At 56.7% G+C, this 13182-nt stretch carries 12 protein-coding genes; 8 read left to right on the top strand and 4 right to left on the bottom strand.

The annotated features are described in order from the left end of the window. Positions 1-131 precede the first annotated feature (131 nt). Together JT31_RS12730 and JT31_RS12725 are read left to right on the top strand one after the other, a co-directional pair. Positions 132-890 carry a 4'-phosphopantetheinyl transferase family protein gene (locus tag JT31_RS12730; RefSeq protein WP_038477572.1) on the top strand — a complete coding sequence of 253 codons (759 nt, stop codon included), beginning with the start codon at positions 132-134 and terminating at the stop codon, positions 888-890. A gap of 17 nt (positions 891-907) precedes the next feature. Next, positions 908-1474: an NADPH-dependent FMN reductase gene (locus JT31_RS12725; RefSeq protein ID WP_038477570.1), complete on the top strand. Its 567-nt coding sequence runs from the start codon at positions 908-910 to the stop codon at positions 1472-1474. A 57-nt stretch (positions 1475-1531) separates the two neighbouring features. Here the strand turns inward: JT31_RS12725 and JT31_RS12720 are convergent, their stop codons facing one another. Further along, positions 1532-2863 carry an NCS2 family permease gene (locus JT31_RS12720; protein WP_038477568.1) on the bottom strand — a complete coding sequence of 444 codons (1332 nt, stop codon included), beginning with the start codon at positions 2861-2863 and terminating at the stop codon, positions 1532-1534. A 168-nt stretch (positions 2864-3031) separates the two neighbouring features. Between JT31_RS12720 and yieH the strand changes: the two genes are divergently transcribed. Further along, positions 3032-3697, top strand: a complete 666-nt coding sequence (yieH, locus tag JT31_RS12715) for a 6-phosphogluconate phosphatase (RefSeq protein WP_038477565.1) — start codon at positions 3032-3034, stop codon at positions 3695-3697. Positions 3698-3833: 136 nt separating this feature from the next. Here the strand turns inward: yieH and JT31_RS12710 are convergent, their stop codons facing one another. Beyond that, complete coding sequence (locus JT31_RS12710; protein WP_038477562.1) at positions 3834-4592, bottom strand: SDR family NAD(P)-dependent oxidoreductase; 759 nt, start codon at positions 4590-4592, stop codon at positions 3834-3836. Between the two features lie 119 nt (positions 4593-4711). Between JT31_RS12710 and JT31_RS12705 the strand changes: the two genes are divergently transcribed. The 4 genes from JT31_RS12705 (at position 4712) to JT31_RS12690 (ending at position 8994) form a co-directional block, all read left to right on the top strand. Then, complete coding sequence (locus JT31_RS12705) at positions 4712-5611, top strand: LysR family transcriptional regulator (protein ID WP_038477559.1); 900 nt, start codon at positions 4712-4714, stop codon at positions 5609-5611. 55 nt (positions 5612-5666) lie between these two features. Beyond that, entirely contained in the window at positions 5667-6725 is a 1059-nt protein-coding gene (gene yhjD, locus JT31_RS12700; protein WP_038477556.1) for an inner membrane protein YhjD, read from the top strand. 90 nt (positions 6726-6815) lie between these two features. Beyond that, positions 6816-7472 carry a DapH/DapD/GlmU-related protein gene (locus JT31_RS12695; protein WP_038477553.1) on the top strand — a complete coding sequence of 219 codons (657 nt, stop codon included), beginning with the start codon at positions 6816-6818 and terminating at the stop codon, positions 7470-7472. 196 nt (positions 7473-7668) lie between these two features. Continuing rightward, the gene (locus tag JT31_RS12690) at positions 7669-8994 is read left to right on the top strand and encodes an MFS transporter (protein WP_038477550.1); all 1326 of its coding nucleotides are present in this window, start codon (positions 7669-7671) and stop codon (positions 8992-8994) included. A 99-nt stretch (positions 8995-9093) separates the two neighbouring features. Here the strand turns inward: JT31_RS12690 and JT31_RS12685 are convergent, their stop codons facing one another. Together JT31_RS12685 and pdeH are read right to left on the bottom strand one after the other, a co-directional pair. Continuing rightward, the gene (locus JT31_RS12685; RefSeq protein ID WP_038477547.1) at positions 9094-11160 is read right to left on the bottom strand and encodes an AsmA family protein; all 2067 of its coding nucleotides are present in this window, start codon (positions 11158-11160) and stop codon (positions 9094-9096) included. Positions 11161-11225: 65 nt separating this feature from the next. Further along, a complete protein-coding gene (gene pdeH, locus JT31_RS12680) occupies positions 11226-11999 on the bottom strand; it encodes a cyclic-guanylate-specific phosphodiesterase (RefSeq protein ID WP_038477544.1) in 774 nt (257 codons plus the stop codon). 243 nt (positions 12000-12242) lie between these two features. Between pdeH and JT31_RS12675 the strand changes: the two genes are divergently transcribed. Then, positions 12243-13175: a sugar kinase gene (locus tag JT31_RS12675; protein ID WP_038477541.1), complete on the top strand. Its 933-nt coding sequence runs from the start codon at positions 12243-12245 to the stop codon at positions 13173-13175. The last annotated feature ends 7 nt before the right edge of the window (positions 13176-13182 follow it).

Here is a 13182-nt window from a genome sequence, read left to right as displayed (position 1 = left end):
AGCGTCAATGACAACGCCCTGAACCTGAGATTACTATTCGATGCCTGACGACGTTCAGGATCGAAAGCGGAGCGCTGTTTCAGCCACCCGAAACGGCATGACATCGACTGACCATTATCAAGGAGCGACAAATGGCGACGCATTTTGCAAGATGGGCTCTGAACCCTCCCAACCTCACTTCACCCCGACTGAGCGACGATACCCTTAACGCAGCCAGCCTGATGCCGGAACACCGCCGCACGCGCTATCTCGCGTCACGGACGCTGGTCGCCGAGATGATGTTTATGCTGTACGGCACCCAACGCCTGCCGCAAATTATCACCTCCACCGCCGGACGCCCGCGCTTTGCCGACGCCGAGCTGCCGGATTTCAGCCTCGCCTATGCCGGTAACATGGTGGGCGTGCTGCTGGCCACCGAAGGACGCTGCGGTCTGGACATGGAGCTTCGCCGCAGCTTTCAGGCTCCGTCCCCTGTGGTGCCACCATCTCAGTCAAGCAGTAGCGAAATCACCTGGATCAACAATCAAAACGATCCCAACGAAGCCCGCACCCAGCTGCATACCCTGCGCCGTAGCGTCCTGAAGCTTACCGACAACCCCCAGACCAGCCTGAACACGCTACAATTATTGCCGGGCTCTGGTCGTCTGCGCGTCACAAACGAGCCGCATATTGAGGCTATCAGCGACGCGGAAGATATCCTTATCTGGGGCTGTGCCGTAGCACCGGGCGTTGAACGTCTGAAGCTGTGGGAGTTTGACGGGCAGCAGGGCTGGAACGCCCTGCCGGACGCAGAAGCACGCAGCCGCAGCGCTCAGGCGCGCATCATTCGCCTGACGGGTATATCATCAGAGGCAGCTACGCCGCATAACACATTTTCCCGAACGTCCTGACGCATAAAGGAGTACCAATGTCTGATTCGTTGCAGATAGTGACTTTACTGGGGAGCCTGCGTAAGGGTTCATTTAACGCAATGGTCGCCCGCACGCTGCCGAACATTGCCCCGGCAGGTATGCAGATAGATGCCCTGCCTTCCATCGGTGACATTCCGCTGTACGATGCCGACATTCAGCAGGAAGAAGGTTTCCCTCAGAGCGTAGAAGCCATTGCCGGGCAGATTCGCCAGGCGGACGGCGTGGTGATTGTCACGCCGGAATACAACTATTCGGTGCCGGGCGGCCTGAAAAACGCCATTGACTGGCTCTCCCGCCTGCCTGAGCAGCCGCTGGCCGGCAAGCCTGTGCTGATTCAAACCAGCTCCATGGGCGCCATCGGCGGCGCACGCTGCCAGTATCACCTGCGCCAAATCCTCGTCTTCCTCGACGCGATGGTGATGAACAAGCCGGAGTTTATGGGCGGCGTTATCCAGAACAAAGTTGACCCACAGAGCGGCGAAGTGGTCGATCAAAGCACGCTTGACCATCTGACCGGGCAGCTCACCGCCTTTGGCGATTATATCAAGCGCGTGAAAGCCTGATTCCGGGCCAAAAAAAACGCCAGTCGCATGACTGGCGTTTTTATTTCTGCTGTCGCTTTAATCAACAAACACGATTTTCAGCACAAACAGCAGCGCAACGATGACGACGCACGGACTCAGCTCGCGCCAGCGGCCGGTACCCAGCTTCATGACGCAGTAGGAAATAAAGCCGAGAGCGATACCTTCGGTAATCGAGAAGCTGAACGGCATCATCACGGCGGTAACAAACGCCGGAACGGCTTCGGTCAGGTCATCCCACTTCACACGGGCCAGGCTTGAGGTCATCAGGACGCCAACATAAATCAGCGCACCAGCGGCCGCGTATGCCGGCACCATGCCCGCCAGCGGTGACAGGAAGATAACCAGCAGGAACAGCAGGCCAACCACGATAGCGGTCAGCCCGGTGCGGCCACCGACGGAAACGCCGGAAGAGCTTTCGATGTAGGCGGTAACCGAAGAGGTGCCAAAGAAAGAGCCGGTCACGGATGAGATACTGTCCACGAACAGCGCCTGCTTCATGCGCGGGAATTTGCCCTTCGCATCGGTTAGCCCAGCTTTATCCGTCACGCCAATCAGGGTGCCGGAGGAGTCAAACAGGTTGACCAGCATGAAGGAGAAGATAACGCCCGCCAGGCCCAGATTCAGGGAGCCAGCCAGATCAACCTGCCCCACAACGCTGCTCACGCTGGGTGGCGCAGAAACGATGCCATGATACTGCACGTCGCCCAGCAGCCAGCCCAGCAGCGTGGTCACCACGATGGAGACCAGCACGGCCGCGTGGATGTTACGGGAAGCAAGAATCGCGATGATAAAGAAGCCCAGCGCGCCAAGCAGCACGCTGTGGGAAGTCAGGTTCCCGATGCTGACCAGCGTCTCTTTATTGGCCACGATGATCCCGGCGTTTTTCAGCCCCATCATGCCGATAAACAGGCCGATACCGCTGGTGATGCCTACGCGCAGGCCAAGCGGAATATTCGCAATCATCCAGTAGCGAACGCGGAAGATGGTCAGCAACAGCAGGCCAACGGCGCCCCAGAAAATCGCGCCCATCCCGACTTGCCAGGAAATTCCCATCGCACCGACCACCACGAACGCGAAGAAAGCGTTCAGGCCCATTGCCGGTGCCAGCGCAACGGGCAGGTTGGCGAAAATGCCCATCAGGATGCTGCCAAAGGCCGCAATCAGGCAGGTGGTGACGAATACCGCCTGAGTATCCATGCCGGCCGCGCCGAGGATCTGTGGGTTAACAAAAACGATATACACCATCGTCAGGAAGGTAGTGAACCCGGCGATCACCTCGGTGCGGGCGTTAGTACCGTGTTCGCGTAATTTGAACGCGCGTTCGAGCAGCCCCGGGGTTGTTTCCGGAGTGGACTGTGGTTGGCTCATTATCGGTTTCCGAACTAAAAGAGGAAAAAATACGCCGCTATCCTATACCAAAAATGGCAGGGGATAACGGAAATCATCCACTTTTTTCGCTGAAATTACCGCCACGGGATCGATTGCGTTGCGCAAAAAGCATAGAGTAAACGTTAAACCAGAGAGAAAGGAAATGGCATGTCCCGGATAGAAGCGGTGTTTTTTGACTGCGATGGAACGCTGGTCGACAGCGAGGTCATCTGCTCCAAAGCCTACGTGCATATGTTTGCGCAATACGGCATTCAGCTTGCGCTCGAAGATGTCTTCAAGACCTTTAAAGGCGTCAAACTCTACGAAATTATCGACACAATCAACGCCGAGTACGGCACCAGCCTGCCGAAGCCAGAACTTGAGGCGATTTACCGAGCCGAAGTCGCCCGTCTGTTCGACAGCGAGCTTCAGGAAATCGCCGGGGCGAACACCCTGCTGGCGCAAATCAAAAAGCCGATGTGCGTGGTGTCCAACGGCCCGGTCAGCAAGATGCAGCATTCTCTCGGCAAAACCGGGATGCTCGGCTACTTCCCGGAGACGCTGTACAGCGGCTACGACATTCAGCGCTGGAAGCCAGACCCGGCTCTGATGTTCCACGCGGCAGAACAGATGAAGGTGGGGGTGGAGCACTGCATTCTGGTGGATGATTCTATGGCGGGTGCGCAATCGGGCATTGCGGCGGGAATGGAGGTGTTTTATTTCTGTGCCGATCCGCATAACAAACCGATCGATCATCCAAAAGTGACGACGTTTACCGATTTGGCCGAGTTACCGGGCTTGTGGAAAGCACGCGGTTGGGTGATTACGGCGTAGGGATTGCCCCTCACCCCGGCCCTCTCCCCAAAGGGGGCGAGGGAGAAACTCCCCCGAAAACTGGCTTCTGTCTGTCCCCTCTCCCTTTTAGGGAGAGGGTTAGGGTGAGGGTCACCTGCCGGGAACGGTCAAAAAACTAAAGGAACATCCCGCCGGACACTTCAATCCGCTGCGCGTTCATCCAGCCGGTCTCATCGCTGAGGATCGCCGCAATCGCATCGCCGATATCATCCGGCTGCCCTACTCGCCCCAGCGCGGTTTGTGCGGCGATAGCTTTCGACACATGCTCGTTATCCCGCACGATACCGCCGCTAAAATCGGTGGCAATAGCGCCCGGCGCGATGATATTCACCGCAATCCCGCGTGAGCCCAGCTCTTTGGCCTGATACTTAGTCAGCACTTCCATCGCCCCTTTCATCGTGGCGTAGGCGGCTTTACCCGGCAGCGAGAAACGGGTCAGGCCGGTGGACACATTCAGAATGCGCCCGCCGTCTTTAATCAGCGGCAGAAGGCGCTGGGTCAGGAAAAAAGGCCCTTTCAAATGGATGTTCATTATTTCATCGAACTGCGCTTCGCTGGTCTCGGCAAACGACGCTTCAAGACCGATCCCCGCATTGTTCAATAAATAATCAAACGTATCTCGCTGCCAGACGTTATTCAGCGTCTCTATCACCTGCTCAACGAACTCCGCAAAGGTAGAGGAATCGCCGACATTCAGCTGTATTGCTGCGGCTTTTACGCCTTTTTGCTCAATTTCACGCACAACATCTTCGGCTTCCTGCTGCTTACTGTTGTAAGTCAGAAGAATACCGATTCCTCTTGCAGCCAGCTTCAGCGCTGCGTTTTTACCTAATCCACGGCTGCCGCCGGTCACTAAAGCGATACGTTGATTCATGATAAACCTCTTATTTGGCTGACTGGTCATTGAGGTACAGCTTATTAGCTGATACAAAATCAATAAATACGGCCAGATGCGCCTCACTGTTTCAATTCAAACAACAATGCGGTGATAAGATGGATAAAATACATGCAATGCAGCTTTTCGTGAGAGTCGCCGAGCTGGAGAGTTTTACCCGCGCCGCAGACACCCTTGGGCTGCCGAAGGGCAGCGTTTCGCGCCAGGTTCAGGCGCTGGAAACCTCGCTCGGAACACGCCTGCTGCACCGTACCACGCGCCGGGTTCAGCTCACCCAGGACGGCATGGTTTATTACGAACGCTGCCGGGACCTGCTAACCAATCTCGACGAGCTGGATGGCCTGTTCCAGCACGATCCTGCCAGCGTCAGCGGGCGAATCAGGGTCGATATGCCCGTCACGCTGGCGCGCGGCCTGATTATTCCTAAACTGCCGGGATTTCTGCAGCAGTATCCGGGCATAGAGCTGGAGCTTAGCAGCAGCGACAGAATGGTAGATGTTGTCCGGGAAGGGTTTGACTGCGTGGTACGCGTGGGCCACCTCAAAGACTCGGGTCTGGTGGCCAGACCGCTGGGAAAATTTACCATGATCAACTGCGCCAGCCCGGACTACCTCAGCCGCTTTGGCTACCCTGAAAACCTGGACGATCTGGCTTCACACGCGCTGGTGCATTACGCCCAAAACCTCGGCACTCGCCCGCAGGGCTTTGAAGTCTGGCTGGATAAAACAACGCAGTGGGTGAAAACCGGCGGCCTGATTACCGTCAACAGCACGGAAACTTACCAGGCGGCCTGCGCTGCCGGGCTGGGTATTATCCAGGTCCCACGCGTGGGCGTGAAAGCCCAGCTAAAAGAAGGCAGCCTCGTGGAGATTTTGCCGCAGTACCGCGCCGAACCGATGCCGATTTCGCTGCTTTATCCGCATCGCCGCAACCTCTCCCGGCGGGTACATTTGTTTATGGAATGGCTAACCGGCGTACTCAAAGCCTATGTAGATTAGCGTTATGGCTATAATTTCCTTAAGATCCTGCCACTGCAAAAGGAAAATTGACCCGATGACGACGCCGGATAACCGTGAAAAACGCCCAACCAACGAGCTCGAATACGAGCCTGTTATACCTATCGAGACTCAGCAGGATGAAGCTCAAAGCGACCCCGCAGAGAACGAACCGCTGGTGAAGCTTAAAACCAGCAACGCCGCGGTGAACAGCACCATATCCGCGGTCAACAAAACGGTCAGGCAGCCGATGATTGCTCACCTGCTGCGTGCGGCCGAACGCTTTAATGACCGTCTGGGAAACCAGTTTGGTGCCGCCATTACCTACTTCTCGTTTCTGTCGCTGATCCCCATCATGATGGTGGCCTTCGCGGCGGGCGGCTACGTGCTTGCCTCGCACCCCACGCTGCTCGAAGACATTTTTGCCAAAATCCTTGAGAACGTCAGCGACCCAACGCTTGCCGCCACGCTTAAAAACACCATCAACACTGCGGTTCAGCAGCGCACCACCGTTGGCCTGGTCGGGCTGCTCATTGCCCTCTACTCCGGCATTAACTGGATGGGCAACCTGCGTGAAGCGGTGCGCGCCCAGTCGCGGGATAAATGGGAACGCAGCCCGCAGGATCAGGAAAAATTCTGGATTAAATACCTGCGTGACTTTATTTCATTGATTGGCCTGCTGATTGCGCTGATCGTCACCCTGTCGATTACCTCGATTTCCGGTTCGGCCCAGACGCTGCTGATAGGCCTCCTCCACCTGGGCGACATCGAGTGGCTAAAACCGGCCTGGCACTTTGTCGGCCTGGCGATTTCGATTTTTGCTAACTACCTGCTGTTCTTCTGGATCTTCTGGCGACTGCCGCGTCACCGCCCGCGTCGCAAGGCGCTTATTCGCGGCACAATGATTGCGGCTATCGGTTTTGAGGTGATCAAAATCATCATGACCTACAGCCTGCCAAAACTGGTCAGCTCGCCTTCCGGCGCCGCTTTTGGTTCGGTGCTGGGGCTGATGGCTTTCTTCTACTTCTTCGCTCGCCTCACGCTGTTCTGCGCGGCCTGGATTGCCACCGCAGAATACAAAGACGACCCGAGAATGCCCGGCAAAACGCATAAATAATCCTGTCATGTTTTCCGGTCAGGATAGGTGGCCTGCCGACCTTCGGGTTAGCAGGCCCACTTGTCTAAACCTCCGACCAGAGAACATGCCATGACAACCGCCGCCGCACCCAAACTCCAGAAAACCTTTGTTGACCCCAGCGTTCGCCTGCGTGAAACCACCCTCGGCGAACAGTGCGAAATACTCGCCAACAGCGTGCTGGAATACAGCATCCTCGGTGACTTCTCCTACCTCGGCGAACACTGCTGCGTGGCGGATAGCGTTATCGGTAAATTCACCGCTATAGCCAACCACGTCCGCCTTGGCGCGCCCAATCACCCGATGGATCGCCCGTCACAGCACCGCTTTACCTACTGCCCGGAGTATTACGCGCCCGGCGTTGGCCGCGATACTTCATTCTTTGCCCATCGCCGTGAGGATCGGGTGGTGATTGGTAACGACGTGTGGATTGGCCACGGAGTGATTGTGCTGCCCGGCGTAACGGTTGGCGACGGCGCAGTGCTTGCCGCCGGGGCGGTGGTCAGCAAAGACGTGCCGCCGTACACCATCGTCGGTGGCGTTCCAGCCAAACCCATTCGCAGCCGCTTCCCGCAGGGAATCACCGAAAGCCTGCAGCGCATTGCCTGGTGGGACTGGCCGCTGGAGAAATTAATGGCGCACCTGCCGGAATTTCAGTCCGGAGAGACAGCAAGTTTTTGCGCTCGCTGGGACAACCCGGCCAACTTAGCAGATAAATCTAACTGGTAACTTTTATTTAACCTGAAACCAGTTTTATTCTCTATTTTGAAAATTTTGTGAAGCATTTCATGGAAGCTTACGCGCAGGCTTAAAAATTATTCACTTAATGCCTGTTTTTTGAGCTGAGCCGCCCGCCGTGGCGCGTTGAAATGCTTCTTTTGCTATGCGTAAATGGACTTTCGTTCGCCATAAATAAGAAAAAACTATGCAAGCATCCGTTGCCACAACTCTCGATACCGGGGCTGACGCCACGCCCGTAAACTCACGCGGAAAAGTCGTTGTCGCTTCGCTGGTCGGCACGGCCATCGAGTTCTTCGACTTCTATATCTATGCCACCGCGGCGGTAATCGTTTTCCCGCACATCTTCTTCCCGCAGGGTGACCCGACGGCCGCCACGCTACAGTCTCTCGCCACTTTCGCTATCGCTTTTGTCGCCCGCCCGATTGGCTCGGCGCTGTTTGGCCACTTCGGCGACCGCGTTGGCCGCAAAGTGACGCTGGTTGCTTCTCTGCTAACGATGGGGATTTCAACCGTCGTCATCGGCCTGCTGCCGGGTTATGCCTCCATCGGTATTTTTGCCCCGATGCTGCTGGCGCTGGCCCGTTTTGGGCAGGGTCTTGGCCTGGGCGGTGAATGGGGCGGCGCGGCGCTATTGGCTACGGAAAACGCCCCGCCGCGCAAGCGCGCGCTGTATGGTTCGTTCCCGCAGCTGGGTGCGCCTATCGGCTTCTTCTTCGCCAACGGCACCTTCCTGCTGCTCTCCTGGCTGTTGACCGACGAGCAGTTCATGTCCTGGGGCTGGCGCGTGCCGTTTATTCTTTCGGCGGTTCTGGTCATTATTGGGCTTTATGTCCGTGTTTCGCTGCATGAAACGCCAGTATTCGCGAAGATTGCTAAAGCCGGGAAGCAGGTTAAAGTGCCGATGGGTACGCTGCTGACCAAACACCTGAAGGCGACCATCCTCGGCACCTTCATCATGCTGGCAACCTATACGCTGTTCTACATCATGACGGTCTACTCCATGACCTTCAGTACCGCGCCGGTCCCGGCAGGCCTCGGCTTCTCACGCAATGACGTGCTGTGGATGCTGATGATGGCGGTGATTGGCTTTGGCGTGATGGTGCCGATTGCGGGCTACCTGGCGGATGCCTTTGGCCGCCGCAAGAGCATGATTGTAATAACCAGCCTGATGATTCTGTTTGCGCTGTTCGTCTTCCCGCCGCTGCTGGGTTCAGGCAGCCAGGCGCTGGTGATGGCCTACCTGCTGATCGGCCTGAGCCTGATGGGGCTGACCTTTGGCCCAATGGGCGCGCTGCTGCCGGAGATGTTCCCGACGGAAGTGCGTTACACCGGCGCCTCTTTCTCCTACAACGTCGCGTCCATTCTCGGCGCTTCCGTCGCACCGTATATCGCGACCTGGCTGCAGGCTAACTACGGCCTGTTCTACGTCGGCGTGTATCTGGCGGCGATGTCTGCGCTGACGCTGATTGCGCTGCTGCTGAGTAAAGAAACCCGCCACCAGTCGCTGTAAATCTACCCTCACCCTGACCCTCTCCCTAAAAGGGAAAGGGGACGCTGATTTCCCCCTCGCCCCTTCGGGGAGAGGGCTGGGGTGAGGGGAAACGTTCACTCACTTCTTCATCTGCCCCAAAATCGTCCGGCATTGATTATCGCTGCCTTCAGAAGTTGAGATCAGCGCAACCAGCGCCGCAGCCGGCGTGACCAGCGTCGCAAGCGCTGCGGCCACCGCACCACGAACGATCAGCGGCCCCGGCTTCACGCCCGCATCCGGGTTTTTGAACGTGCCGCGCACGTAGAGCGGTGAACGCAGGGTAATAATACGAATCCCTTTGCTCTCCGGATCGATGGTCAAATCCAGACGTTCGCTGGCAAAGTTGGTGCTGCCGGTCACGTTGATCAGGGCGTTTTCGGTATCAAAGGCGAAAATCCTCGGCGTCGCGATGCCGTTACGCAAATCCAGGTTCGCCGCAGCGCAGTTTATCCGCACCTCATCGTCGCCAAAAATCTTCCCGACAATGTAGTTCCCAACGTTCAGGCCTACGATTTCCATCAGGTTGCGGCTGATAAGCCCGTCGTTCATCAGCAGCTTCAGGCTGCCGTTGCTGGTGCCAAGCAGTGCAGCCACGGAGTTACCGCGCCCGCTCAGGTTAGCGTCACCGTTCAGCTCACCGAGCGTTTTCTGCATCGACTCCACCTTTGGCATAAGCTGCTTCAGTTGGAGACGACGCGCCTGAATATCCGCTTTCCCCTGCATCGGTTTTTTGTCGCCTTCAAGGTGGATATTGGCATTGATGGACCCTCCCGCCATGCCGAATTTCAGCGGCTGCAGGCGCAGGTCAGCGTTATTCAGAATCACGTGGGTGCTCAGGTCGCTGAGCGGCAGCGTGCCGCTGTGCTCTATACGCTGCCCCTTAAAGCGCACATCGGCGTCCATCACGTTCCACTTGTCCGTCTCAAAGCGATCGTAAGGCAGCACTTTGTCGGCGGGCTGCGCCGTACTTTCTCCGCGCTGCTGTTTGGCTTTTTTCGTCTTCTCTGCGCCCTTCCCTGAGTCGACGCCAATCAACGGCCCTAAATCGGCCAGCCGCAGCTGTTTAGAGACTAAATCACCTTCAAGCTTAGGCCGCGGTTTGCCCTGGCTGTAAGTCAGGGAGCCGTGAATATCGCTGTCGCCAATGCGCCCGTTAAAATCCTGGTAACGGAAGACCGAACCTTTATCCGTATCGATTTTCGCCAGCAGATGGCCGTCCGTTTCAAACGGCGGGGTATCCGGCAGCAGCACGCCTGTCAGCGCGTAAAGGTTACCGAGGGAGTCCCCGGAGAATTTAAGCCTGAGGTCAACCCCGCCCATTTTCATTGGGTCGTTGACGGTCCCCACAAAGGCCACGCGAGACGTGCCAGAACGCACGTCGGCCTGCACCGGGAACGCGCTATCGCTTTCACTGCGCAGCGCCAGCATGCCGCCGATTTTACCGCTGCCTTCCACCGGCTGGCCGTTGTAGTGACCATTCACTTTCAGCCCGAACGCGTAATCCGCCGCCTTCGCCGCGTCCTTCCCCTGCGGCTTTTGGCCTGACACTTCACTGAACGGCAGCGGTTTACCCAGCGGATCGACGAGGATCGTTAGCTCTGCCCTGGTGACCTTGTCGTCTACCGCGATCCGGCCTTTATCAAACAAAATATTGTCCAGCCGGAAGGACCAGCCGGACGGTTTTTGATGGGGATCGTTGTCGCCAGAGCTGGCAAGGTTAAAGGTCCAGTTATTATTTTTTTCCGACAGCCGGATAATTCGGGCGTCGGGCTCAACCAGCTTAATCCAGGGGATGTAGACCGTTTTGGTGAGGAGCGAGAGTGGGGCAAGCGTCGCATCCACCCTCGGCAGATGAACCATGGTGACTTCGGGGATATCCGGCGGGTTGCCAAGAAGAATGTCCTCGGCGTGAACGTGCGGCCATGGCACCCAGCTACGCCAGCCGCTTTCGTCTTTGTTTCGCTCCCAAACCACGCCCAAATCGCCACGAATGGCAAAGGGGCGGTTCAGTTCGGTCGAGACTTTTTGGTTGATGGTTGGTTTTAGTCGGTTCCAGTCAAACGTCGCAATCACGACGATCGCCACCACAACCAACAACAAGAAAATCCCGGCGATTACACTGCTAATTTTACCTGCTCTTGTCATCCTTCTTACCTCTCCTGATGCCGGCCTGCCTGACTAAAAGATAGTCCAGCATGACCGAAACGGCATCAGGGGAGGTGAATCAGCACATGTTCAAGGTTTTCGAAAGGAACCGGGCGCGAAAGGAAATAGCCCTGCGCTGCATAGGCAGGCGAAGACTGAACATCCCTCCATTCTTCAACCGTTTCAATGCCTTCCACAATTACGCCTTTGCAGTAACGGTTCATCAATTGCAGCAGCATGGTGAACAAATTGCGCCCTTCATCGCTTTTTCGCAGCATGATGAAAAGTTCGCGCGCCACTTTGATGTAGTCATAACGCACTTCGCTCAGCGCAGAAAAGTTTGCCAGGCCGGTGCCAAAATCATCCAGCCAAAGCGGGCCAAACTCGTGCATACCGGCCAGGGTTGCCGCCTGCGGCAGGTTGATATGCTCCACCAGCTCAAAGCGCACCCACGGCAGTTTTGCGATCAAATCGAGGATCGGTTGATGCTGCTTCATGGCAATCAGGGTGGGGCCATCAACGTTCACCGAGGCCAGAATGTCATGCCCGATAAAGGTCTGCTCCCATGCTTCCAGCAGGCGCAGCTGCTCTTCCACCACCGTAAGACGCTGGCGGCCGGGGATCGAAGAGAAATAGCGGTCAGGCGGAATACGCACGTCTGCCTCGGCCGGATGCGTCACCACCGTGAGCAGCTCCACTGCCATCAATTTCCCGTCTGTTTTATAAATCGGCTGAAAGGTATAGCGCCGCTGGCACTGCAGCCAAAATCGTCGCTCCTGCAAACTTTCAACGCTCGCCTCAAGCGTATGCAGCCGGTGAGTAATCTGTTTCAACTTCATCTTTACATCCTGTTTGACCTGATGACTCTACATGGCTCGTCGAAAGGTTATCGGCGTGGCAATTGAGAACTTTATGTTCGCTTTCGCAGCAAAATCGACTAGAGCGATTTTTGTCACAATCACAACAACCTGGCGCACATCAAAATTTTCCGAAACACTGTTTTAAAATGTTTGACTCACTTTTCACCACGGCGGAGAATGCGAAAAAACAGTCTTTTTGTTCATTTCATCATCAGGTTTCCTATGCCCACTCAGAAAATTGCCGTGATTGGCGAATGCATGATTGAACTGTCTCAGAACGGCGCTCAGGTGCAGCGCGGCTTTGGTGGCGATACCTTAAATACCTCCGTATATCTCGCTCGCCAGGTCAGCGAAAGCGAGCTTGAAGTGCACTATGTCACCGCCCTGGGCGAAGACAGCTTTAGCCAGCAGATGCTGGACACGTGGCGTCAGGAGCGGCTGCATACGGCGCTAATTCAGCGCCTGGAGCACCGCCTTCCGGGCCTCTACTACATCGAGACCGACGCCCACGGCGAGCGCACCTTCTACTACTGGCGTAACGAAGCGGCGGCGCGGTTCTGGCTGGAGAGCGAGCGTTCAGAGGAAATTTGCGCCGAACTGGCACAGTTCGATTATCTCTACCTGAGCGGTATTAGCCTGGCTATCCTCAACGAAACCAGCCGCGAGAAGCTGCTGGCAATGCTGAAGCAGGCGAGAGCCAACGGCTGCAAGGTGATTTTCGACAACAACTATCGCCCACGCCTATGGGCCAGCCCCGAAGAGACACGGCGCGTTTACCAGCAGATGCTGGCCTGCACGGATATTGCCTTCCTGACGCTGGATGATGAAGACTTGCTTTGGGGCACTGCCCCTGCAGGTGAGGTGATTCGCCGGACGCACGCTGCAGGCGTAGAAGAAGTGGTTATCAAACGGGGCGCAGAGTCTTGCCTGGTGTCGATCAGAGGTGCAAGCGAACTCGAAGTCCCCGCCCTTCGGCTGGCGAAAGAAAACGTTGTGGATACCACCGCGGCAGGGGATTCGTTTAGCGCAGGCTACCTGGCGGTGCGTTTAACCGGAGGAACGACGGAAGAGGCCGCGAAGCGCGGCCATCTGACGGCAGGGACGGTGATCCAGTTTCGCGGGGCGATTATCCCGCTGGAAGCAATGCCCAAATAAGTGGACC

This window comes from Cedecea neteri (genome assembly GCF_000757825.1).
GTDB lineage: Bacteria > Pseudomonadota > Gammaproteobacteria > Enterobacterales > Enterobacteriaceae > Cedecea > Cedecea selenatireducens.
The sequence above is the reverse complement of the archived record's forward strand: the minus strand, read 5'-3'. Positions and strand labels throughout refer to the sequence as shown.